At 45.8% G+C, this 23,466-nt stretch carries 19 protein-coding genes; 6 read left to right on the forward strand and 13 right to left on the reverse strand.

Annotated elements, in window-relative coordinates; translation table 11 throughout:
- The first annotated feature begins 300 nt into the window (after positions 1-300).
- The 5 genes from R7Q48_RS22145 to envZ all read left to right on the forward strand — a co-directional run bounded on the left by R7Q48_RS22145 (position 301) and on the right by envZ (position 5,535).
- The gene (locus R7Q48_RS22145; RefSeq protein ID WP_256903247.1) at positions 301-2,181 is read left to right on the forward strand and encodes an ATP-dependent zinc protease; all 1,881 of its coding nucleotides are present in this window, start codon (positions 301-303) and stop codon (positions 2,179-2,181) included.
- Positions 2,182-2,298: 117 nt separating this feature from the next.
- Entirely contained in the window at positions 2,299-2,790 is a 492-nt protein-coding gene (gene greB / locus R7Q48_RS22150; RefSeq protein ID WP_005379321.1) for a transcription elongation factor GreB, read from the forward strand.
- Between the two features lie 105 nt (positions 2,791-2,895).
- On the forward strand, positions 2,896-3,291 hold the full coding sequence (locus R7Q48_RS22155) for a DUF1090 domain-containing protein (protein ID WP_017635004.1): 396 nt from the start codon (positions 2,896-2,898) through the stop codon (positions 3,289-3,291).
- Positions 3,292-3,420: 129 nt separating this feature from the next.
- Positions 3,421-4,140, forward strand: coding sequence for a two-component system response regulator OmpR (gene ompR, locus R7Q48_RS22160; RefSeq protein ID WP_005379333.1), 720 nt, complete (start codon positions 3,421-3,423; stop codon positions 4,138-4,140).
- A 102-nt stretch (positions 4,141-4,242) separates the two neighbouring features.
- A complete protein-coding gene (envZ, locus tag R7Q48_RS22165; RefSeq protein WP_085569724.1) occupies positions 4,243-5,535 on the forward strand; it encodes a two-component system sensor histidine kinase EnvZ in 1,293 nt (430 codons plus the stop codon).
- A gap of 71 nt (positions 5,536-5,606) precedes the next feature.
- On the opposite strand, the gene R7Q48_RS22170 is transcribed toward envZ, so the two are convergent.
- From R7Q48_RS22170 to R7Q48_RS22230, 13 genes are all read right to left on the reverse strand, one after another.
- Positions 5,607-6,995: a uracil-xanthine permease family protein gene (locus R7Q48_RS22170; protein WP_047103752.1), complete on the reverse strand. Its 1,389-nt coding sequence runs from the start codon at positions 6,993-6,995 to the stop codon at positions 5,607-5,609.
- 232 nt (positions 6,996-7,227) lie between these two features.
- A complete protein-coding gene (gene recG, locus R7Q48_RS22175) occupies positions 7,228-9,309 on the reverse strand; it encodes an ATP-dependent DNA helicase RecG (protein WP_213969811.1) in 2,082 nt (693 codons plus the stop codon).
- Between the two features lie 253 nt (positions 9,310-9,562).
- Positions 9,563-10,246 (reverse strand): tRNA (guanosine(18)-2'-O)-methyltransferase TrmH, encoded by a 684-nt coding sequence (gene trmH, locus R7Q48_RS22180; protein WP_017820702.1) that lies wholly within the window; start codon positions 10,244-10,246, stop codon positions 9,563-9,565.
- 52 nt (positions 10,247-10,298) lie between these two features.
- A complete protein-coding gene (gene spoT / locus R7Q48_RS22185) occupies positions 10,299-12,419 on the reverse strand; it encodes a bifunctional GTP diphosphokinase/guanosine-3',5'-bis pyrophosphate 3'-pyrophosphohydrolase (protein ID WP_005379340.1) in 2,121 nt (706 codons plus the stop codon).
- 39 nt (positions 12,420-12,458) lie between these two features.
- The gene (gene rpoZ / locus R7Q48_RS22190; RefSeq protein ID WP_005379346.1) at positions 12,459-12,731 is read right to left on the reverse strand and encodes a DNA-directed RNA polymerase subunit omega; all 273 of its coding nucleotides are present in this window, start codon (positions 12,729-12,731) and stop codon (positions 12,459-12,461) included.
- 181 nt (positions 12,732-12,912) lie between these two features.
- Complete coding sequence (gene gmk, locus R7Q48_RS22195) at positions 12,913-13,536, reverse strand: guanylate kinase (RefSeq protein WP_005379347.1); 624 nt, start codon at positions 13,534-13,536, stop codon at positions 12,913-12,915.
- A gap of 448 nt (positions 13,537-13,984) precedes the next feature.
- Positions 13,985-15,208, reverse strand: a complete 1,224-nt coding sequence (locus tag R7Q48_RS22200) for a tetratricopeptide repeat protein (protein ID WP_169644337.1) — start codon at positions 15,206-15,208, stop codon at positions 13,985-13,987.
- A 9-nt stretch (positions 15,209-15,217) separates the two neighbouring features.
- Positions 15,218-15,850 carry an energy transducer TonB gene (locus R7Q48_RS22205; RefSeq protein ID WP_005379353.1) on the reverse strand — a complete coding sequence of 211 codons (633 nt, stop codon included), beginning with the start codon at positions 15,848-15,850 and terminating at the stop codon, positions 15,218-15,220.
- A gap of 4 nt (positions 15,851-15,854) precedes the next feature.
- The gene (locus tag R7Q48_RS22210) at positions 15,855-16,262 is read right to left on the reverse strand and encodes an ExbD/TolR family protein (protein WP_005379359.1); all 408 of its coding nucleotides are present in this window, start codon (positions 16,260-16,262) and stop codon (positions 15,855-15,857) included.
- Between the two features lie 25 nt (positions 16,263-16,287).
- Positions 16,288-16,815: a MotA/TolQ/ExbB proton channel family protein gene (locus R7Q48_RS22215; protein WP_005379363.1), complete on the reverse strand. Its 528-nt coding sequence runs from the start codon at positions 16,813-16,815 to the stop codon at positions 16,288-16,290.
- A 9-nt stretch (positions 16,816-16,824) separates the two neighbouring features.
- Positions 16,825-18,186 (reverse strand): MotA/TolQ/ExbB proton channel family protein, encoded by a 1,362-nt coding sequence (locus tag R7Q48_RS22220; protein ID WP_017634999.1) that lies wholly within the window; start codon positions 18,184-18,186, stop codon positions 16,825-16,827.
- Between the two features lie 3 nt (positions 18,187-18,189).
- A complete protein-coding gene (locus R7Q48_RS22225; RefSeq protein WP_005379365.1) occupies positions 18,190-18,954 on the reverse strand; it encodes a DUF3450 domain-containing protein in 765 nt (254 codons plus the stop codon).
- A gap of 65 nt (positions 18,955-19,019) precedes the next feature.
- Complete coding sequence (locus R7Q48_RS22230) at positions 19,020-21,620, reverse strand: TonB-dependent receptor plug domain-containing protein (RefSeq protein ID WP_047103765.1); 2,601 nt, start codon at positions 21,618-21,620, stop codon at positions 19,020-19,022.
- An 820-nt stretch (positions 21,621-22,440) separates the two neighbouring features.
- Between R7Q48_RS22230 and R7Q48_RS22235 the strand changes: the two genes are divergently transcribed.
- Positions 22,441-23,466, forward strand: a complete 1,026-nt coding sequence (locus R7Q48_RS22235) for an ABC transporter permease subunit (RefSeq protein ID WP_005384771.1) — start codon at positions 22,441-22,443, stop codon at positions 23,464-23,466.

Here is a 23,466-nt window from a genome sequence, read left to right on the forward strand (position 1 = left end):
ACAGCGGCGTTGACTTGCTCTGGGCGAACATTCAGTTCTTGAGCAATCATGCGACAGATAGCTTGGCTCATCCGTGTTTTCTCTTTTAATTCAGTTTTGGTTGTATAGAACATTGGGGTCGTTCGAAGAATTTGCAATGTTTTAAATTAACGAGGCAAAAATTTACCGGGCGCTGGTGGACATCAGTCATATTTATGTCAAAACTGTAATTAAATTGAGAACTTATATCCGCAGTTATCGACTAACCTAATTCCACGGTTGTTGATATCACTAAATGTACCTCGGCTTATACGGATAATCATGATGAAAAAAATGTCTTTGGCGTTAGCGCTTACGAGTGCCTTACTTGCCGCCCCGCTTAGTTGGGCGCAGTCTATCTCAGGAACCACACAAGCTCCCGTTTATCAGCTCGATAACAAATTGGTACTAGGGCGTGTGGAGAGCGTCTACTACAGTGACATTCCGGAACTAAAAGCGGTGCCATTTATTGGCAAGATTGATACTGGTGCAGATACGACATCGATGCATGCGGAGAATATCCATGTCAGTAGCTCACACCCAGATTACCAAGATTTGAAAGATAACGAGTTACTTTGGGCGATTGTCGATGACTTAGGTGGTACGAAGGCAAAGTGGGACGCCGACAGCTTTAAGCCATATCAAGTAAAGGTTAGCTTTACGGTTCCTCACCCTTATACAGGGAAGGGAATACAGATTACCGATGATCTGGAAAGAGTGAGCGCGATTCGCAGTCGGACAAGCAAAAAGCCCATCCTACGCCCGACAATAAAAATGCCGATGACAATCGCTGGTCACACCGTTGAGACGGAAGTGAACCTGACCAAGCGTACGCAATTCTCTTCTCCTATCTTGATTGGTAAAACCTATCTCGATGATAACGCATGGGTCTTCGCTGGTTACGATTACCTTCAAGAACAGCCAAGCGCAAAAATGATTGGCAAAAAAGAGACGGTTGAAGTCGAAGGTGTGCCATATAAGATCAGCATCTCAACTTCTAGCCGTTATACCAACGTCCATGCACTGGACATCAAGGTAGACAAAAAGCATAACGAAGTCTCTTTTATGTTAGAGGGCGAGAATGGCAAGCGTCACCCAATGACATTACCCTTGGTACGAATGCTGAAAACGACCAAAAGCGAGCGTCCTTTAGTCTATTTACCCGTCAAAGTCGGCGAAAATGAAACTCAACGTTGGTTGGTGTATCTGCGTGATCGCAGTAAGTTCAGTTCGCAAATTCGCTTAGGTCGGGACGTTGCGAGTCAGCACTTTGTTATTGATACGGACAGAGAAAATCTATTGGGTGGCGTAGAAAAAACGTTCAAAAGCGCACTCAAATCAAAACCTCTTGTCGTTTCACCAGAAGAACAGGTCACCATTGATGGTTATACCGTCCCTGCTTACCCCACTTTTACTGTGAAAACGCCATTACTGCGTGTAAATGGGTTTGAAGTAACAGAAAAAGGTAAGGATGAGTCCGTCACGTTTTATTTAATGAACGATGAGGGAAAAGAAGAAAAAATCACCAAACCAGTGTTGAAAAAGCTCAAGGTTGGCAGCGCGGTGCGCCCTGTTGTTGAAGGAGACTTTCTTCTCGGTAGGAAAGACACATCAATGAAGTTTGCGCTCGATGTGCTTGATGAGGGTGACACTCAACCCTTTTTCGTCTTTGGTCATGACATAGCCAAGGGTGGTGTGTTGCTGAACACTCGCGCAGACCATCTACTAGATGCAAGGCCACTTTTCAAAGCTGGCCATATCGAAGTGGCGGAAGTTGAGGGGATGTCTTTCCCTGTGAAGTTAGACACGGGTGCAGATGTAAGCTCAATCAATGCTAAGAACATCAAGCAGTTTAAGAAAGACGGCAAAGACATGGTGAGCTTTACCTATGAGAACGATCTTGGCATGAAACAGGCGTTTACTAAGCCTGTTGTTGACGTCATGCGTATTAAAGCGAAGAAAGGCGAGAAAGCGAACGTACGCCCTGTGGTTGAAATGCATGTTAAGCTTGGCGAATTAGAGAAGAAGATCCGAGTCAACTTACAGGACCGAGGTCGCTTCCATTACAGCATGATTTTAGGTAAAAACTTCCTAAAACATGGCGCGGTTGTTTCGAGTGATACGAATTACATCGTGACGCAAAAACCGGATTACGAAAAGTAACACTCTGGCCGCCTTATCACCTTGATACCCAAAGCCTGAAAAACATTGGATCTTTGGGTATATCATCTCCTTAATGCTGCCAAAGAGCAGCATTTTTTAGTTGAGATAGGAGTTAATTTGAAAACTAAGCTGATTACACGAGAAGGTTACAACAAACTCAAACAAGAGCATGATTACCTTTGGAATGAAAAGCGCCCGGAAATCACCAAGATCGTCACTTGGGCGGCGAGCCTGGGCGATCGCTCAGAAAATGCGGATTACACCTTCAATAAACGTTTACTCCGTCAGATCGACCGTCGTGTCCGCTTCCTTCGTAAATTCCTGCCAGAAGTCACGATCGTTGACTATTCTCCGCAACAAGAAGGCAAAGTCTTTTTTGGTGCATGGGTGGAAATAGAAAATGAGGCAGGAGAAGTGAAAAAGTTTCGTATTGTCGGGCCTGAAGAGATTTATGGCGATGCGAAAGACTACATCTCTATCGATTCACCTATGGCGCGAGCGATGTTAAAAAAACAAGTGGACGAAGAGTTCACGGTACGCACCCCAGAAGGTGAAAAAGAGTGGTTCATCAACTCAATTGAATACACTCAACCGGCCTCGGAAGACTGAGGCTTTATCACCGATTCAAGACTCATGAAGTTCACTAGAAGTGACTTGGGTCTCAACGTCAGAATATTTGGTATAAAGGCATGGTGCCTTTCTCGGAGAAGTAAAATGAACAAAGCAGTCATGTGTAGTGCTGCACTAACAATAGGTTTCTCACTTTCAGTTTTTGCTCAAGATGAAGTGAAAGGCTGTGACGCTAAAGAGTTAGCGGTAGAGCAGCAGCTCGAGTATGCAAAAGCGCAAGGTAATGAGCATCGCATTAAAGGCTTGGAGCAAGCACTTTCCGCTATCCAGAATGAATGCTCGGAAGGTGAGCTGCGCCAAGAGCTGCAAGCAGAAGTGGAAGAAAAGACTAAAGAAGTTGAGGAGCGAGAGGAAGAATTAGTCGAAGCTCAGCATTCAGGGAAAGCAGACAAAATTGAGAAAAAACGTCACAAGCTGGCTGAGGCACAGCAAGAGCTGCTTGAGGCCAAACGTGAACTGGAATGGAATTATGGTCAATAGTAGGTGCTGAAAATACCTGCTAGAGAGAGAATAAAGCGCTTAAGATAAAAAGAGTAACAATTTGCTTGAGCACGTTAGGAAAAACAGTGATACATTTTCGACAATAGACGCTTCTGAAAGGATGTTTCAATGCAAGAAAATCATAAAATTTTAGTGGTTGATGACGATGCTCGTTTACGTGCTCTATTGGAGCGTTACCTTTCTGAGCAAGGTTTTCAGGTACGAAGTGTCGCCAATGGCGAACAGATGGATCGCCTACTAACGCGCGAAAACTTTCACTTAATGGTGCTAGACCTAATGTTGCCAGGTGAAGACGGTTTGTCGATTTGTCGTCGTCTACGCCACGCGAACAATATGTTGCCAATCTTAATGCTCACCGCGAAAGGTGATGAAGTGGACCGCATCGTAGGTCTTGAGGTAGGGGCGGATGATTATTTGCCAAAACCGTTTAACCCACGCGAATTATTGGCTCGCATCAAGGCCGTATTACGCCGCCAAACCGTAGAGTTGCCGGGTGCACCAAGTACGGAAGAAAAAGTGGTGGAGTTCGGGGAATTCCGACTCAATCTAGGCACTCGCGAGATGTTCCGCGGTGATGAGGCAATGCCACTCACCTCTGGAGAGTTTGCTGTTCTAAAGGCGCTCGTGATGAATGCACGTGAGCCAATGTCACGAGACAAATTGATGAACATGGCGCGTGGCCGTGAATATTCTGCAATGGAACGTTCTATTGACGTACAAATCTCACGTTTACGTCGCATGTTAGAAGACGATCCGAGCAAGCCGCGCTACATTCAAACCGTGTGGGGCCTAGGTTATGTTTTCGTCCCAGACGGCAAAGAGGTGTAATCTCTTCACTCCATAGCCAACACTTGGCTATAGCAACTTCAGCCTTCATTACCTTCCCTTTGAAGGCTGAAATTTCGCGATTAGGACCACTAGGAACGTTCCATGCGCATCCGAAGTTCATTGACACAATCTATTCTGCTGTTCATCTCTTTGCTTCTCGCGAGCCAAGTTTTCTCTTACTACGCCGTTTTTAACTACGCGTTGATGCCGAGTTTGCAGCAGTTCAATAAAATTCTCGCCCATGAGCTCAATTTAGTGCTTGATGATGAAGGACCTTTAAAGTCTGATGCACCATTAAGGCGTCAATTATTAGAAAGACTAGGGGTGACGGTTCATAGTCTCGACAGCGATAAGGCGATTGAATTCCATCACGCAATGTCGATTGATTTGATGTCTGAAGAAATGAGCCAAGAGCTGGGTTCGCCTACAGAAGTACGCTTATTGCTTGGCGATGAAAGTTACATTTTGTGGATGCACATCGAAAAGTTGCCGAACTCCATCATTCGTATTCCGTTATCTGAGCTGCAAGAAGAAGATTTTGCACCGCTGTTTCGTAACAGCTTGATTATGGCGCTGCTGATCATTGCAGGTGGTTGGTTGTTTATTCGTTTGCAAAACCGTCCACTTTTGGCTTTAGAGAGAGCCGCGAAAGACGTCGGTCGAGGTGAGATCCCACCCCCCTTAGCAGAGAAAGGCGCATCGGAAATTCGCTCTGTAACTCGAGCCTTTAATCAAATGTCGAAAGGTATTCAAGAGCTAGAAGAAGACCGAGCCTTATTAATGGCGGGGATTAGCCATGACTTACGAACACCTCTGACGCGTATTCGCCTAGCAACAGAAATGATGTCTCCTGAGGACAGCTATCTTGCGGAGGGGATCATTAGCGATACGGAAGAATGTAATGAGATCATCAGTCAGTTTATGGATTATCTCAAACCGGTGAACCAAGAATCGTTTGAAGCGGTTGATATCAGTACGATTGCCAGTGACGTCGCCAGTTCTGAAGGTGGTTATGAGGTTGAAATTGAAACAGATCTTAATCTTAACTTGCCGCCAGCCAAAGGAAGCGCGATTGCGATTAAGCGGGCGATCAGTAACTTAGTTGTGAATGCGCTACGTTATGGCAGTGGCTGGGTCAAAATCAGCACTGGTGTGACAGCAGATAAGCAGCTAGTGTGGATTTCAGTAGAGGACAACGGACCGGGTATCGAGCATTCCCAAATCGCGAGGTTATTTGAACCCTTTACGCGTGGTGACACCGCTCGCGGTAGTGAAGGCACTGGGCTAGGGTTGGCGATTGTGAAGCGTATAATCAGCCAACATTCAGGCTCTGTGGTGATGCGTAATCGCAGTGAAGGCGGTTTAATCGCTCAAATCAGCTTTCCTACCAAGTAAGTCGATGGCCTGCACCCTTTAAACAAAAAGCCCAACCTAAATAGGTTGGGCTTTTCTTATTCTCAATAATCTTAAGACTCTTTCACTTCCTGAGGAAGTTCATCTTCGTCTTCCAGTTTCTCTGGCAGAAGTAGATTTAAAATGATCGCTGTGATGCCACCTGCTGCAACACCAGTTGAGAAAATACTCTTAATAAATTCTGGCATAAATTGCAGGATCTCTGGTTTTTGTGCGATACCAAGTCCCATTGAGAAGGATAAGGCCATGATCAGAATTGCGCGGCGATCGAGCTCAACACGAGAGATAATACGCACACCAGCGGCAGCAATCGTACCAAACATGACAATCGTTGCGCCGCCAAGTACTGGCTCAGGAATCAGCTGAACAAAGCTAGCGACGCCAGGAAACAAGCCAAGAATCACTAACATGCCAGAAATAAAGTAACCCACGTAGCGGCTCGCGACTCCTGTTAGCATGATGATGCCGTTATTCTGGCTAAACGTTGAGTTCGGGAAGCTGTTGAAAACGGCTGCGATTGCAGAGTTTAAGCCGTCTGCTAACACACCGCCCTTAATGCGTTTCATGTACACTGGGCCTTTTACTGGCTCACCAGACACTTCAGATGTTGCGGTAATATCACCGATGGCCTCTAGTGCGGTAATAAAGAAAATCAGTACCAGCGGAATGAACAGAGACCAGTCAAACGATAAGCCATATTGCATTGGTACGGGCAGTGCTACGATCTCGGTTGCGCCTAGCTGAGAAGTATCTACCATCCCCATAAAATACGCCATGATGTAGCCCACTAGCATCGCAATCACGATTGAAGCCACACGGATGTATGGGTTTTTCGAGCGGTTTAAAATCACAATTAATCCAAGTACCGTCCCAGCCAGAGCAAGTTTGTCTAAGCTGCCGAAGGTTCCTTCATTTAATGCTGCGTAGCCACCGCCCATTGATACTAAGCCGACTTGAATCAGTGTGAGACCGATAAGAGTGACGACGATGCCTGAAACGAGCGGAGTGATGATTCGGCGGGCATGCTCCAACACGCGAGATAGGAAAATTTCTGCAAATGATGCGACTAAAATCGTACCAAAAATGGCAGCCATCATGGTGCTGATGTCTGCTCCACCGGCTTTCAGCGATAGGCCTGCACCAATAATAGGACCTAAAAAGTTAAAGCTGGTACCTTGAACAGAGAGCAAACCAGAGCCAATTGGGCCAATGGTGCGAATTTGAATAAACGAAGACACGCCTGACGCAAATAAAGACATGCTGATGATGGTATTCGTTTGGTCTGCTGGTACACCCAAAGACTGACAGATGATCAGTGACGGAGTGATAACCGCGACGAACATCGCCAATAAGTGCTGAAGTGCGGCAAAAATGGTTTGAGGCAAAGGTGGTCGATCGTTGAGTTGATAGACCAGTTCCGAAGATCGGTTTGAAGTTGTCATTGTTTGTCTCGCTAGTCGCAATATTTCCCTAGTTCTCGCTGAATGGGAGAGCAGGGTGGAGTTGACGTCGTTACCTGTGATTGCTGTTAATCAGAGTCAACTCAGGTTGGTGGAGTGTGATCTAACACACTTAAAAATTTGTGCGCGATTATAGAGAGATTTACTCAAAAAGCAAACGTTTGCTTTGTTTTTGGCGCATTAAAAAACGAGCCATTTGGCTCGCTTTCAATCATTACGCTTTGGAGTAAATATCCCGCTCACCCAACCAGCGATCGATAATCGCTGTTGCGTTAGACGGGTAATTGTCATGAATATGACGCGCAATGCGCTGAACTTCGGGAATCAGGCGTTGATCTCGAACTAAGTCTGCGATTTTGAAATCAGCAAGACCTGTCTGCTTTGTACCCAATAGTTCTCCAGGGCCACGAATTTCTAGGTCTTTCTGTGCAATGACGAAGCCATCGTTACTTTCACGTAGTACTCCGAGACGTTTTTGCGCGGTTTTTGACAGCGGAGAGTGGTACAGCAGTACACAATGGCTAGCAACGGAACCTCGGCCCACGCGACCTCTTAACTGGTGTAATTGTGCCAAACCAAGACGTTCAGGGTTTTCTATGATCATCAAGCTAGAGTTTGGTACATCCACACCAACTTCAATCACTGTCGTTGCGACCAGCAAATGCAGTTTATTGTCTTTGAAATCTTGCATCACCGCTTGTTTCTCTGCGGGCTTCATTCGTCCGTGTACTAGACCAATTTTTACGTCCGGTAGCTTACGTTGAAGCTCTTCTGCGGTATCTGCCGCGGCTTGCGCTTCTAATACTTCCGACTCATCAATCAGGGTACACACCCAATATGCCTGCTTGCCTTCGTTTAAGCAGGCATTTCGGACACGCTCGACGATTTCGTCACGTTTTGTATCTGGAATGGCAACGGTTTGAATCGGCGTTCGACCCGGTGGTAGCTCGTCAATCACGGAAGTTTCCAGATCGGCGTAAGCGGTCATGGCTAAGGTGCGAGGAATAGGCGTCGCCGTCATGATCAACTGATGTGGATAGGCGCCTTGTTTTGCGCCTTTTTCACGCAATTCTAATCGCTGATGGACACCGAAGCGGTGCTGTTCATCAATGATGACCAAAGCAAGGTGATGAAATTCAACGTGCTCTTGGAATAGCGCGTGAGTACCCACTACCATTTGTGCTTCACCACTGGCAATACGAGCCAACTCGGCTTCCTTTGCCTTACCTTTGAGTTTGCCCGCTAACCAACCGACTTGAATGCCCATTGTTTCAAACCAGTTTGCGAAGTTGATAGCGTGTTGCTCGGCCAATAGTTCGGTTGGCGCCATGAGTGCCACCTGATGGCCATGCTCAATGGCTCTAACAGCGGCCAAAGCGGCAACCAATGTTTTCCCCGAACCAACATCGCCTTGCACTAATCGCATCATTGGGTGCGGTTTTTCTAGATCGGCTTCAATCTCTTGTACTACTCGGGTTTGAGCGTTTGTAGGAGAGAAAGGCAGTTGGGCTAAAAGCTGCGTTTTTAGTTTATGACAAGGACCGAGAGGTAGCGCTGAATCCTTCTGACCTTTGCTACGCACCGCCAGCATCGATAAGTTTTGTGCGAGCAATTCTTCCATGATCAAGCGGATTTGGGCAGGATGTTTGCCTTCGTCAAACTCATCTAAATTAATGGTTGGTGGTGGGCGATGAATGGTGTGCAGCGCTTGCGACATCGTGATTTGATGGTCATACAACCCCGCTGGAAGTAATTCCTGCACTGCGGTTTTATCAAGCAGGGCTAAAGCTTGTTCGGTAAGGTTGCGTAATGTGATTTGGCGTAAACCATCGGTGGTGGGATAAACAGGGGTTAAGCTCTGTTCTACATCGGGCTTTTGCTCGCTGACGTAAAACTTGTAGTCAGGATGAACAATTTCCAAACCCATGCCACCGCGCTTAATTTCACCGTAAGCATGTACTAACTTACCTTGCGTGAAATTGTTCTTCATGGCTGCGGTAAAGTTGAAAAAGCGCAGCGTGATAGTGCCATTACCGTCGCTGATTTTTACCGTTAGCATTTTGCGCTTACCGAAGATGGTGTCGACTGCCATGACCTTACCTTGCACTGCCGCCCAAAGGCCAGCATGCAGTTTGGCAATAGGGTAAATACGAGTACGATCTTCGTAGCGTAACGGAAGGTGAAACAGCAAATCTTGAACGCTATGTAAGCCAACTTTGACGAGTTTTTCTGCGACTTTCGCGCCAACTCCAGAAAGGGAGGTTAATGGGACGGCAGATAACATTTGGGCGGACATAGAGGGCTCAAGAAAATGGTTAACATAGCAGTATGTTAACCATGGAGCTGTGTTTTTGTACAGGAAAAAATAGTCATGCTTTAGTTAGTGTCATGATTTGACTGATAACCTATCATTCCGAGGAGCTTTAGCGACATCAGGAGCCTATTTCCAACAAGTATGTCGCTGAAGTTAATACTATCAGCATCTGTATATTTGAGAATTAGATCCTGAACCACGCTCCTTCGCCGCTGTTCAGGATGACGAAAGTCTGTTACTTGCTTTGCATCTCTTGCCACCACGCGTCATCGGCGATGATTTGACCTTCTTCATCGAGTGGTGGGTAAACGAGCCCTTTTCGTTTCGCGACTTTTGCCAGCACTGGGTGACCACGTTCAAAGAGAATACGGTTGATTGTCTCTTTAGGCAGAGCGCTTTCTTCTCGGTCGTACATGCCTGCGGCTTCACGTTGACGTTGCGCTTCATACAAAATTACGGCACTGGCAACCGATACGTTTAGTGACTGCACCATGCCCACCATTGGGATAATAATGTCTTGATCGGCAAGCTGTTTGGCTTGCTCCGAAGCGCCAACCTTTTCGCTGCCTAAAATGATTGCCGTTGGTTTGGTGTAGTCGATTTCGCGAAAATCGACGGCGGTGTCCGAAAGATTGGTCACCAAAACCTGCATACCTTGCGCTTTGAGTTCGGTAATCGCAGTTTCAATCGAATCGTGAGTATCCACTTCAACCCAGTTACGCGCGCCAGCTGAGGTATGGCTCAGCGTACGCATTTTGTCAGGCCAAATTGCGTGAACTTTGTGTAAGCCTGTCGCGTCAGCGGTGCGGATCACGGCAGAGACGTTGTTTGGCTTATGTACTTCTTCGAGACAAAGTGTCAGATCAGTTTGGCGAGTTTTTAGGACTTGGTGAATACGGTTGTAACGTTCTAGGTTCATATTTATTGAGGTATAAAAAATCGCCACCTAACAGAGTAGGTGGCGATAGAGGTTAGTTCTTTCTGCGTCTGACTCGGGTTGCTTGAGGCATTGCCTTAATCTTACGCATGATACCAGCAAGGTGGACACGATCTTTCGTCGTCAACAGCACAGTCACAGTGTATAGACGACCATCACGTTCTTCCGTTGAAAGGCCATGAATGTTTGAGCCTGTTTTCGAGATCACGTTGGTCAGTTCTGCAAGAGCACCTTGGTTGTTAAGCATGTCGACTTTAAGTTCAGCAATGAACTCTTTATCGTAGTCTTCAGACCAAGCGACAGCCATATAACGGTCTGGCTCTTTCTGATAACCACGAACGTTCGGACATGTTTCTCGGTGAACAACCAAACCACGACCAGGCGATACGTGAGCAATAATGTGATCATCTGGGATAGGATGACAACAATTTGCAAACGTCAGCAATAAGCCTTCTGCGCCACGAATCGGAAGCTTCTTCTTCGAGTCCGTTGGGATTGAACTTGTTGTTGTGAGCTCTTCGGTGTCACCAAGGAGACGACGTGCGATCACAATGCTCATCAACTCACCCAATCCAATAGCAGCCAATAAATCATCGATGCTTTCTAGGCGAAGATCATTCAAGACTTCTTGGATATTTTCTGGATAAATTGAATCAATCGAGTGACGGCCAAGTGCGTGATTAAGTAGGCGACGACCTAAAGTAATCGACTCTTCACGACGCATCGTTTTCAGTACTTGTCGAATCTTAGTGCGGGCACGAGAAGTCACGACATAGTTTAGCCATGCCGCATTCGGACGCGCACCAGGGGCACTGATAATTTCCACCGTCTGACCGTTTTTCAATGCCTTACTCAATGGGTAAGGGTTACGGTCAACACGAGCACCAACACAAGAGTTGCCTACATCGGTATGTACGGCATAGGCAAAGTCGACAGCCGTTGCGCCTAAAGGCAATTCAACGATACGACCTTTTGGTGTGAAGACGTAAATCTCATCTGGGAAAAGATCGGATTTTACGTTTTCAATGAATTCGAATGAGTTACCCGCGCTTTGTTGTAGCTCTAACAGGCTTTGCATCCAACGCTGAGCTTTCACTTGCGCAGTGGTACCAGACTTGTCGCCTTTGTCTTTGTAAGACCAGTGTGCCGCGACACCTTTGTCCGCCATTTGATCCATATCTTCAGTACGGATCTGAACTTCAACAGGTACACCGTGTGGACCAACCATGGAAGTGTGTAGCGATTGGTAGCCGTTCGCCTTTGGTACCGCGATGTAATCTTTCATGCGACCAGGACGTGGCTTATACAAGCTGTGTACTTGGCCTAAAACGCGATAACAAGTATCAGCGGTATCAACAACGACTCGGAACGCATAAATATCCATGATGGTGTGAAAGCGCTGTTCTTTGGTTTTCATCTTGTTATAGATAGAGAACAGGTTTTTCTCACGACCAACCACACGAGCATTCAAGCCGAAATCTTGCAGACGGCCTTCTATTTCGCTGTGAATGCGTTGGATCATCTCTTTACGATTACCACGTGCGGCTTTAACCACTTCTTTCAGTACGCGGTAGCGGTTGGGATATAGCGCCTCAAAGCCCAACTCTTCGAGTTCGGTTTTGATATTGTGAATACCAAGACGATGAGCGAGGGGCGCGTAAATTTCTAACGTTTCACGAGCAATACGACGCTTTTTATCTGGTCGAAGAGCGCCAAGCGTACGCATGTTGTGCGTGCGATCAGCCAGTTTGATCAGAATGACGCGGATATCTTGCACCATGGCCAGAACCATCTTACGAAAGTTCTCAGCCTGAGCCTCTTTCCTATCGCGGAATTTGAGTTTGTCCAGTTTAGATACACCATCAACCAATTCTGCGACAGTGTTGCCGAATTTCTCTTCGAGATCTTCTTTGGTTACATCACAGTCTTCAATGACGTCATGCAGCAAAGCAGCTTGGAGGGTTTCGATATCAAGGCGCATTTCGGCCAAGATACGAGCCACAGCGACAGGGTGGATGATGTATGGTTCACCGCTAGAGCGGGTTTGCCCTTCATGGGCATCTCTCGCTACCACATAAGATTGACGCAGAGCCTCAATCTGAGGCTCTGTTAGGTATTCTTGGGCAACGTCTTTGAGGCTATCGAATAGATACAAATTATAGGCCCGGGAGGTTGTTGAATTCTAAAGTCAGAATTAACGGTTGTGAGCGATGCTGCTTACTGCCGCTAGCTCTGCCGCTTCTTGCTCTTGCTGTTCTTGACGTTCACGAGCGTCTAGAACTTCTTTAGTAATTAAACCTTCTTCGATTTCGCGTAGAGCGATAACCGTTGGCTTATCGTTCTCTTCTGGCACTAGTGCATCTTTACCGCCAGTTTGCATTTGACGAGCGCGGCGAGCCGCAATCAGTACTAGGTCGAAACGGTTGCCAACTTTTTCAACAGCGTCTTGAACAGTTACGCGTGCCATGAGGACTCCAAATAGTTAACTAAAATTTTAGAATGACGAGAAAGTATACAACCTAACTACTTTATTTACTAGCAATTAGACAAGCCACCGTTTGTGGACTTTCTCAGGTAGTTTATTGTGTTTTTCGCACTGGGCAAAAAACGGGAAATTCTTTATGTTTTACAGCGTGACTTTTTTGAAGTTACTCTGCTAACAACGCGTCAAGCATACCTTTATATTTAGCAGCTTGCTTTTCTTCCTTCAATCTTTCAGCACGCAAGATTGCTTTAAAATCCATCAAAGCGGTATCAAAATCGTCGTTTACGATCACGTAGTCGTACTCGTTGTAATGAGAGATTTCCGACTTGGCTTCAGCCATACGCTTTGCGATCACTTCATCGCTATCTTGACCACGAGTGTTCAAGCGACGCTCTAACTCACCGTTTGATGGTGGTAGGATGAAGATGCTTTTGGCTTCTGGCATTTGTTCACGGATTTGGCGTGCGCCTTGCCAGTCTATATCTAGAAAAACGTCGATACCTTTATTTAGTGTTTCTTCAATCCATACACGAGATGTGCCGTAATAATTACCAAACACTTCTGCGTATTCTAGGAAGTCACCTTTAGCGATCAGGGCTTCAAACTCATCTTTCGCTACAAAATGGTAGTGGACACCATTTTCTTCACCAGGTCGCATGTTGCGCGTGGTGTGAGACACAGACACTTTCATTGCGTAGGTTGGGTTGCGTTCCAACATCGCTGAGATCAAGCTAGATTTACCTGCGCCGCTAGGTGCAGATACGATATAGAGAGTACCTTTGCCCATTGTACTGTTCCACTTTTGATTGGATTGATTGAGTGCCGAAGGAAAGTTCGACATTCTTATAACGATAGCACTGGCATTGAGAAATCAACCACCAAAGGGGTGGATATTGGTGATAATCCCGCCAGAAAAATGGAGGCGAAGAGTATCATGATCTCTATTTTGTTACCAGTTGATCTTTCTGTCTGTGATCGTCTCTGATGAAATAGTTACTTACGCCAGAGTGTTCCTAAACAGCGAAGAAGGAGCGTGATACAGGACTTACCATCCGCGCACTCTGTTATTAAAACCATTTCTACAACCGTTTAGTGTGCTGATTTTAGGTTTAGATTCCCGATTTGGCTTGCGTGAGTGACTCTGGTTAAAAATAGGGGTTAATAATGATAAGACTGAAAAAAGGGGAAGCTTTCACTTCCCCAGGCGTGCGACTGACTCACACTTAATCTTCGAATTATCCTTGAGACTCTAGGAAATTTATCCAAGGGCTAACGGTTGACCTGAATTTTGGCGATTGAGCAGCGCCTTTCATCGCCTGCAAGGCCTTTTGTGGCTGCTTAAGCTCGAAATAGGCCATCCCGCGAATGTATTCAAGTTCTGCCTTTTGCTCTTTAGAGGCACTGGATGCCGCGCTTTCTACAAAACGAGTTGCTTCAGAATACTGCTTGTCTTGTATCATTAAGCGAGCAATCTGAATTTGCGTTTTAGCAGAAGGAGCGAGGTTATATGACTTTTTATAAGCGAGAATTGATTTATCTAGCTCTTTAGCTTGCTGCCAGAAACTGGCTAGGCGGTCATAGTTTTCCTTCGTCTTTTCAATGTTTCCAGCTGCCATTTCCTTTTCAAGAGTTTTGGCTGCTTTATATGGAATACCTTGATAAGCCAAGAAGTTTACAAAGCGTAAATATTCCTTCTCTCCTTCTAGTTTCCCCATTTTGTAAACCATTTCTAGGGTGGCTAGAGAGTTGCGCTCTTGACCTAGCTCCATGTAGACACCAGAAAGTTGCATCCAGTAACGCTTTTTCTGAGGGTACTTTGAAGTCAGAGTTTTGAGTACACTGGCAACGCTTTTCAGCTGGCCTAACTCGTAGTGAGATGCAACGAGAATTAAGTACCAAGACTCACTTGGGCTCTTGCTCATCGCGATGGCTTTTTTGGTTGGCGGGATTGCATTTTTGTAATCTTCCAACTGAACATAAGCGCTCGCTAACGTGATATAAGCATGAGCTTGAGGCTTCTCTTTGGTTGTTTCTGCAACCTTGAACCATTCCTTCATCGTTTTTACAGACAACGTATACTTTTCTTCAGCTAGGTAAAGCTGAGCCAAGCTGTAGCGAACTTGTTGAGCAACAGGAACGGGAAGTGCGTCGAGCTGCAATGCTTCGGCAAAGTATTTTGCTGCTTGCACATAATTGTCTTGTAGCGAATACAAAAAGCCAGTCTGCTGAAGTAAAACTGCTCGGTCGTATTTTTTCGAACTTGTGCTTTCTAAAGCGCTTGCTAGTTTTTCTTTCGCTGCTGAATATTTTTCAGTTGCGATCAACTCTTGCACTTTGTTAACGGTTCGAAATGTCCGATCTGATAACTGAGGAGCTTCTTTTGCCATCGTAGGAGCGGTCATTGCCACTCCTGCGAAGAGAATTAAAGAAGCCACTTTGCTTTTCCATAAACTTTTCATCGTGACTCCTTAATTGGTTGAGAACTCTATTTCTTGCGATAGGCGCGAGCTAACAGGTTTCCCGTCAACCAATTTTGGTTTAAATGTCCATTTAGAGACTGTTTTTCTTGCCGCTCGACCGAGGCCTAAGCGTCGTGGTTGCTCTTTAAGAACTTTGATGTCCTCTACGGCACCACGTGCGTTTACAGTAAACTCTAATAAGACGACCCCTTTTTCTATTCCTGCTTTCGCAGCCTTCCTAGGCATTTGAGGTTGGAATGTCGCTAGAGGTGTTGGACCTCCGCTACCCGCGAGTTGCGCACCTCCACCCTGGCTATAATGTCCAAGCACCGAACCACCTGTAACATTTACGGGTAGGTCAAGCTTTGGCATATCCATTGGGGTCTGCTCCATCACCGGTTTTACTGTCGCTGTCACTTTCATTTCTGGCGGCGGCGGCGGACGCTTAGGCGGTGGTGGCTTTGGAAGTTCGCGTTTTTTCTCCTGTATTTTTTCGTCTGGTTTAATGCGAATAAACTCGACCATACGCAGGTCATCATTCGACACTAACTCGTGGCGCTCTTTGTTTACTAGCTTGTCCATCCCCCAGAACAACCCGAGGGAGACAATGAGCGCCAGTGCAATTGAGGCCAGATACCGCATAAGCTTAATCCTTATTGGTTGCGGCAATGGAGATGCTTTCTACACCTGCCATTTTGATCTGGTCCATAACCTTCACGACTACGCCAGCATTTGCTTCAGTGTCGGCTTGGATAACAACTGCGCCATCAGGGCTTTCTGCACGAAGACGTTCAATATTCGCGCGAACCGCGTCGACTTCGATGCGGCGTTTATCAACCCAAACATCACCCGCCGCACCAACTGCGACCATGATGTTACCTTTTTTCACGGTTTGCGCAGAGCTTGCCGTAGGGCGGTTTACTTCTAGACCAGCTTCTTTGACGAACGATGTTGTTACGATAAAGAAGATCAACATGATGAATACGATGTCGAGCATCGGTGTCATATCGATAGCGGTTTCATCACTGCTATCACTGCTATAGCGTCTTTTCATGACCTATACCTCTAATTCCATTTACTCAGGCAATATGCTTTAGCTTATCTTCCAGCTTTTGCGTTGTGACTTTGGCTAAATGATCAAGACGTGAACTAAAGAACAGTCCTGATAGAGAAGCCACCATCCCGGCTAACGTTGGGATTGTTGCCTTTGAGATCCCCGAGGCCATTGCTCGAGGGCTTCCTGTTCCTGTTACCGCTAAGATGTCGAATACTTGGATCATGCCAACAACGGTGCCGAGCAAACCCAGTAAGGGACAAAGCGCAATCAATACTTTCACGATTGGCAGGCCCTTTTTATTCTCAATGTCCTGACGAGAAACAATTTCTTGTCGGATCATCTTAGCGTTCCAGCTCTGGTGCTCTGAGCGCCCCTGCCATGAGCCAACGGCTTTTTTCATGGCTTTTGGAGCGACGGCAGCAAAATAGAACCAACGTTCTAACAATACTGCCCACAGCATAAAGCTGAGGATGAAGATGGCGACGAGTACATCGCCACCCATTCCCAAGAAGCGCCTAATTGATTCAAGTTCTCCAACTAACCACCACATAGCGCCTCCTTAGCTTTCGGCTTTATGTAGTTTTTCCTGATAGCGAGCGATGAAGCCTGCACTCTGTTCTTCAAGAGTTTGAACCAAACGACGACCTTTACTGTGTACGATGGTGTACAGGAACAGTAGAGGAATTGCGACAACCAGACCAAGCATGGTTGTAACAAGTGCTTCAGAGATACCGCCAGCCATTAGCTTAGGATCGCCGGTACCAAATAGTGTGATTGCTTGGAACGTACCGATCATACCCATTACCGTACCCAGTAGACCAAGTAGAGGTGCTACAGAAGCAAATAGCTTGATTGAGCTGATAAAGCGTTCAATGCTCGGTGCGTTACGTAGAATGATTTCGTCAAGCTTCGCTTCCAGATCTTCAAGGTTGTCACCTTTGTGCTCTTGGTAAGCCTGGATAACTTCACCCAATGGGTTACCAGGAATCACGGTTTCTGATTTCGCTTGCTTACGCATTTTACCGCCAATCACTTGAAGGCGTAGGAAGCAAACTAGAGCAATGATAGCGCCAACTGCACCCATACCAAGGATGACGTAACCTACAATGCCACCTTGATCAATACGTTCTTGAACGGTAGGGCTTTGTACAAGTAGAGACAGAATTACACCACGGGATGGGTCAATAAACAGTGGCTCATAGCTGTTTGACGCTGACTCAAAGCCCGCAACATGACGTGTAATATTGGTGCGAGGCTGTCGAGAGAGTTCTTCGAACTTACCTGTTTGAGGTACATAAGTAACGTACTTACCATCGGCAATCGCGTTAAATTCACCGACAAGAGTAACATCGCGAACCGCTTCTTTACCTTCGCCATAAACAACCGTTGCTTGGGTTGTTGCTGTCTCGCCTGAGGCAACCACTTGTTGAAGAATGGTATGCCAGAATGCTTCTAGCTCTTGTGTTGATGGCAGTTCTTTACTTTCAGCCAGTTTCGTTAGTAGAGCGTCACGCTCTGGGAACTGAACTGCGTTTTGAGAGGCTGCAAATAAGCCTTTAAACTCGCCCGCATATTGGCGGACCACACCAAACATTTCGCCCAAAGTACCAGAGCGAACACGTAAGGTTTCTGTTAGTTCAGTCAGCTGCTTATCGTTTTCATCAAATGTCGCTTTAAGTTGATCGCCCAGTGCTTGCTGTGAAGCTAGCTCTTCACGAGCCTGTTGCAATAATGCTGCTTGCTTATCTCGGTTGTTCTTGAACTCAGCTTCACGGGCTTTGTTCTCTTTTGACTCAACGATGCTTTCTGATTTTACGTTTTTGAGTAGTTCAGATAGGTTTTTAGGCGTTTCTGCTTGTACGCCTGAAGCCATAAATAAGCTCGCTAGTAGACCAGCGGCTAGAGTTTTGAATCCTTTCATCTCTTATTCCTCCCCAGCATATACAGGCAATTTGATTAGCGCTGGTGGCGCTTGCTTCTTCGCGATACGAAGGCCTTGCTGTACCGCTATGCGGTAGCTTTCCGGTAATGTTTCCCATTGACGTGTTTGTTGGTTCCACATACCTGTCTCACCACCGTCTGGAGATTGGAATAAAAGCGCCGTGCGACCAATACGTAGGAAGTCGTAAGTCACGGTTTCCCCATTTCTATCTAGGCTAGCTTTGTAAGATTCAATTGAGCGAGAGAAACCTTCTTCAATTTGGTAGGCTTCCATCACTTTACGGAATTTCTCAGAAGTCGTTACGTCGGCGCGATCCATGAGACGACGCAGTTCTTGGACACGTTTATTACGTTCTTTTTTCTGGAAAGGTAGATCGAGAGTCACAAACTCATCGAGTGCATCGATCATTTTAAGTGTCAGTGGCACTACTTCTGTTGCCGTTTGATCGATCTGAGCAATTTGGTTATTTAATGAGTCCAATTCACCTTGCTGTGATTGAACCATACGGTTAATTTGCTCGTTGTAGACTTTCATGCTGTCGATTTGACGTAGTAAGCCTTTGTATTCTGCCAACATGCCTTCAGTACTTTCGGCATAATTGTCGATTTTTTGTTGCGAAGCTTCTGAAGATTGATTTGCTTTTGCTTGTGTGGAAACGACAGCACCAGAGTTGGCCGCTATAGAGCTACTACTGATAGTAAGCAATGCTGCAGCTATGGCACTGAGACCAAATTCCTTGAATTTCATGGTTGCATCCTTGTCAGTGTTTTAGTCAGTCGAAAAGGGCGCGGAAAACCCGCGCCAAATATTTTTTAGAAGTCGTATGATGCCTCGACGTATAGCTGACGTCCGATTGGATCGTCATACCCAGTTGCATAGAATGGAGAGGTATCGCTTAGAGGATCTGCAGGCGGTACTTTGTCAAACATGTTGATAGCACCAAGAGTTACACGACCACTCTCGTTGAATTGGTAAGAAGCCGTTAGGTTCCACGTTGTCATACTAGCGATTTCTGCTTTGTAACCCGCTTTTTTAGCAGAATCACAGTCATCAAAGTAGTAACGGTTTGCGTAGCTTGAACACATACGGTCGCGGTATTTACCAAATAGGTTGATAGCGACATCTTCATATGCCCAGCCAAGATTTAACGTTGCGGTGTATTCAGGCATGAAATCTCTTTCATCCGTTACAGGCTCGCTGTCGTTTTCTTGATATTCAGCAATCAAGATCTTCGTTACAGCAACACGCGTGTTAAATGAACCGAACTCATTGGTGTCGTATGCGTATTTGATCGCTAGGTCAATACCAGAACGCTCTTCATACGACTGGTTCACTGGACCATAGGATACCGACTTGATGGTGCCATCTGGGTTACGAACGACTTCAGTACCTGGGTATTTACCTGGATCGTTAATTACGTCTTGGTAAGTTGGTGCTGTTACGACGTCTTCCATCTTGATGTGGTACCAGTCAACAGTTACACCAAGATCATCTACAGGCTCCCACGCTAGGCCCAAGTTAATGTTTGTACTTGTTTCTTCTTTCAGCTCAGAGTTAGGGCCATTAAGCGTATCGAAGTACTGAGTATCACACTCTGGGTACTTATCTTTATCTTGTGGGCCGCTACCACCAGCGTTGGCACAAAGCACAGGGTCAAAACCAGAACCAAAGCCTCGAGTTTGATCACCAAATAGTCGCTTCAAGTCTGGAGCTCGGAAGCCTAGACCGTAGCTACCACGTAGCAATAGGGTGTCAGTAGGACGGTATGCTAGGGCTACTTTAGGAGTGAATGCGCCGCCAGTTGCCGAGTCGTCGAAGTAGTGGTCGTAACGACCAGCGACAGTCATTTCTAAATCTTCAATGATAGGAATAAGAGCTTCAACACCAAGACCAATCTGATCGCGGTCACCGCCGCCTGATGTTCCACCTAGACCAGAGAAACCACCAGCTGCTGTTGTAGCATCAATCGTCTCATTGTAGTCAGTACGGTTCCATTCACCATAAACAGCAAAGCCAGACATACCTGCAGGAAGTTCAACCAAATCACCAGCCAGTGAGCCGTTAACAGAGTAAAGCTTTGAGTAAGCTTCTTTGCTTGAAGTGCCGCTGTATTTGTCTACAACGTCTTGAGAGATAGGCCCTAGAAGATCGACATCACCATTTTGTACAGCTTGGTCGAGAGTTAGGAAGATTGCTGGGTTGCTTGTTTCAACGCTTTGCTCAGAGTAACCAGCGGATAGGTCCCAATCATACGTATCAGCAAGCAGGCCGTTCAAGCCTAAGGTTAAGCCAAAAGAATCGGCTTCAGTGTTACTTTCGCGTGGTCCAAATTCGACCATACGGCGAGTGTATTCGCCTTCGCCGCGGAAGTGAGTGGCATCAACTTCAACGCTGTAAGGGTTAGGTTCGAATTCAGATTCTGTAGACTTGTAGCCAAAACGGGCTTCTGCCATGGCAGTGACATTGTCGTTAATGTCCATTTCACCACGTAAAAGTAGGTCTACTTGTTTATTTTCTGGTTTTAATGTTCGGTACGCAGAACGGTTAACACCACACTTTCCATCCGCTCGTTCAATCGCGGCATCACCAACGACTTCTTTACATGAAGAACCAGCATCAGCTGGTGTTAGAAGTGTTCCGTTGGCGCCTTCAAAGTTTGCACCGTAGCTAGAGTAGCCACTTAGCTGAGAACGGCTAGAACCGTCATCGCCAGCCCAATCATCTCGGTCAGATTGCTTTAGCATTTCGTTGCCCGCAAATTGGCCAACGAAGAGAATACGTTTGTCGTCAAAGTTTTTGCCAGCTACAACGTCTAAACGACCATTTTGGTAACCACCATCCGTCGCGTCACCCGCGCGTACTTTTACAGAAACGCCATCAAAGTCTTTCTTTAAAATGAAGTTTACGACACCACCGATTGCGTCGGAGCCGTAGATAGCAGAACCTGAGTCGGTCATTACTTCAACACGCTCAATAGCGGCGACAGGGATTTGGCCGATATCTTGGAAGTTAGATGTACCATTTTGTGCTAGCGGGTATTGAGGAAGACGACGGCCATCAATAAGAATCAATGTGCGCGACGCGCCAAGGCCACGTAAGTTGACTGACTGCGCTGCTGGTGTAAACGAGAAAGAGTCTGTTTGAGCCATTACACCACCTGTGTTTTGGGTCAAACTGTTCAATACGTCTTGCGCGCTGTTAAAGCCTTTAGACTCAATGTCTTTACTATTAATAACAGTAACTGGTGAAGGACCTTCCATATCCGTCGTGGAGATACGCGAACCAGTAACTTTCATCTTTTGAAGTTTTTCAACTTGCTGCTCTTCTGCCAGTGCTGTTGCTGGGGCTGCAACTGCTGCTGTCCCCAAAGCAAGGCTTATCGCAACAGATAAAGCGGTTGTGTTTTTATACATCCTTGTTGCTCCGATTATTATTATTTCCTATGTCTGGCCGCATAGCGGCCAAATGTGACGTTAATATTTCGTTAACGTTCGGCCAATGTATAACCGAGATGAAAAAAGGAAGTCAAACCAGTGGTAAACGGGGATGCTTAAATGTAAAAAAGATGTAAATAACTAGACTTTATTTAAAAGGCGGAATAAAAAACCGAGTAAGGTTTATGAATCGAGATTAAATTTCAATAAAACACCGTATTTTGTGTTTCTTATAAACTTTAATGACTTATCTTGCCTATGGTTTTTTAGTGGGTAATTGAATCTGGAAAAAGATATTTTTCCAGTGAATTGTTCTGAGATGAGTTTTATATCGAATCCATACTTTGTTAGCTCGAACTTATTAGGTGGTATCAAAATATGATACCCATTGCGGTTAAAGGGCTCACTCGTATTTTTAGGTCAAATATAACCTTGGATTATGTGTCTATTTATGTGTTTAGGGTGCATTTTTATGTAGGGTTTTGGCTCTAAACAGCCTAGATTGATATTCTGTATGAATTATTTTTGTGGTTTTTTATAATTTTTTACAAAAACATTTCTGTTTTTCGACATCGAAGGAAGTTTGTCATGTTTTGGTTTCAAACACTTGAAGCTGATGTGGATTCAAGATAAATATGACGCTGAAATTATTGCAGTAGTAGAAAAGTCTAGCTCTTGAGGCGCAGGGAGTGTGCTTCAACAGTTTTAGTTACTACGAGATAAATATGCACCATTTTGGGCGGAAAATATCCTCTTTCACTCCGTTTGAACTGGACAGTAGACAAGGAGCAAGTTGTATATGCTGTCGTACTTTTTACGCCGTTTGGCGTTGGTTATCCCAACGTTTCTCGGGATAACTATTCTCATCTTTGCTATCACTCGTTTCGTGCCTGGCGGACCTGTTGAACGCATGTTGTCACAAATGCAGTCCCAGGGGGACGGCGCCGCATCAATGACGTCTGCGGGTGGTAATACGGCCCTTTCTGACGATCAAATCGCGGAGCTGAATGCGTTTTATGGCCTGGATAAACCTGTAACTGAAGCGTACGTCGAGTGGTTAAGTCGTTTGGTAATGCTAGATCTTGGCGAGTCGACGCGTTACTACGAGCCTGTCTCGGACATGATCGCAGAGCGTTTGCCAGTGTCGTTGTTTTATGGCGGCATGACCTTCTTTATTAGTTATTTTATCTCGATTCCTCTTGGTTACTATAAGGCACTCAAGCACGGTTCTGTGTTTGATTCCGCTTCTTCAGTACTCATTTTCGTAGGCTACGCGCTACCAGGTTATGTGGTGGGTGTATTGCTGATCACGTTATTTAGTTATCACTTGGAATGGTTTCCGATGGGAGGCTTTGTCGGCGATGACTTCGACGATTACGAAACCTTCTTTGAACGCGCTAAAGACATTATGTGGCATGCGGTGTTGCCTTTGATCTGTTACCTCATTGGTGATTTTGCCACGCTGACGATGACAATGAAAAATAACCTGATGGAAAACCTTTCCTCAGATTACATCCGCACCGCAATTGCGAAAGGATTACCTTTCAAAAAAGCAGTTCGTAAGCACGCGTTGCGTAACAGCTTAATTCCGATCGCGAGTCACTTTGGTAACTCTTTGTTGTTCTTCATGACCGGTGCCTTCCTGATTGAAGTTATCTTCAATATTGATGGCATTGGCTTATTGGGTTACGAATCAATCATGGAGCGTGATTACCCTGTTGTTATGGGTATTGTCGCCATTAATGCGTTGTTACTGCTCATTGGTAACATCATTTCAGATATTTGTGTTGCTTTAGTCGACCCACGTGTGAAGTTTGGAGCGTAA

It is taken from the genome of Vibrio sp. 378 (assembly GCF_033339435.1).

Bases quoted from the DNA above. Each gene is read 5' to 3' on its own strand.
- gmk (WP_005379347.1), bottom strand. From the start codon at position 13,536: ATGGGCAAAGGTACTCTCTATATCGTATCTGCACCTAGCGGCGCAGGT.
- R7Q48_RS22235 (WP_005384771.1), top strand. From the start codon at position 22,441: ATGCTGTCGTACTTTTTACGCCGTTTGGCGTTGGTTATCCCAACGTTT.
- R7Q48_RS22225 (WP_005379365.1), bottom strand. From the start codon at position 18,954: ATGAAATTCAAGGAATTTGGTCTCAGTGCCATAGCTGCAGCATTGCTT.
- R7Q48_RS22145 (WP_256903247.1), top strand. From the start codon at position 301: ATGATGAAAAAAATGTCTTTGGCGTTAGCGCTTACGAGTGCCTTACTT.
- trmH (WP_017820702.1), bottom strand. From the start codon at position 10,246: ATGAACCTAGAACGTTACAACCGTATTCACCAAGTCCTAAAAACTCGC.
- recG (WP_213969811.1), bottom strand. From the start codon at position 9,309: ATGTCCGCCCAAATGTTATCTGCCGTCCCATTAACCTCCCTTTCTGGA.
- ompR (WP_005379333.1), top strand. From the start codon at position 3,421: ATGCAAGAAAATCATAAAATTTTAGTGGTTGATGACGATGCTCGTTTA.
- R7Q48_RS22215 (WP_005379363.1), bottom strand. From the start codon at position 16,815: ATGTGGTGGTTAGTTGGAGAACTTGAATCAATTAGGCGCTTCTTGGGA.
- rpoZ (WP_005379346.1), bottom strand. From the start codon at position 12,731: ATGGCACGCGTAACTGTTCAAGACGCTGTTGAAAAAGTTGGCAACCGT.
- envZ (WP_085569724.1), top strand. From the start codon at position 4,243: ATGCGCATCCGAAGTTCATTGACACAATCTATTCTGCTGTTCATCTCT.
- R7Q48_RS22230 (WP_047103765.1), bottom strand. From the start codon at position 21,620: ATGTATAAAAACACAACCGCTTTATCTGTTGCGATAAGCCTTGCTTTG.
- R7Q48_RS22170 (WP_047103752.1), bottom strand. From the start codon at position 6,995: ATGACAACTTCAAACCGATCTTCGGAACTGGTCTATCAACTCAACGAT.
- R7Q48_RS22205 (WP_005379353.1), bottom strand. From the start codon at position 15,850: ATGCGGTATCTGGCCTCAATTGCACTGGCGCTCATTGTCTCCCTCGGG.
- R7Q48_RS22220 (WP_017634999.1), bottom strand. From the start codon at position 18,186: ATGAAAGGATTCAAAACTCTAGCCGCTGGTCTACTAGCGAGCTTATTT.
- R7Q48_RS22210 (WP_005379359.1), bottom strand. From the start codon at position 16,262: ATGAAAAGACGCTATAGCAGTGATAGCAGTGATGAAACCGCTATCGAT.
- R7Q48_RS22155 (WP_017635004.1), top strand. From the start codon at position 2,896: ATGAACAAAGCAGTCATGTGTAGTGCTGCACTAACAATAGGTTTCTCA.
- R7Q48_RS22200 (WP_169644337.1), bottom strand. From the start codon at position 15,208: ATGAAAAGTTTATGGAAAAGCAAAGTGGCTTCTTTAATTCTCTTCGCA.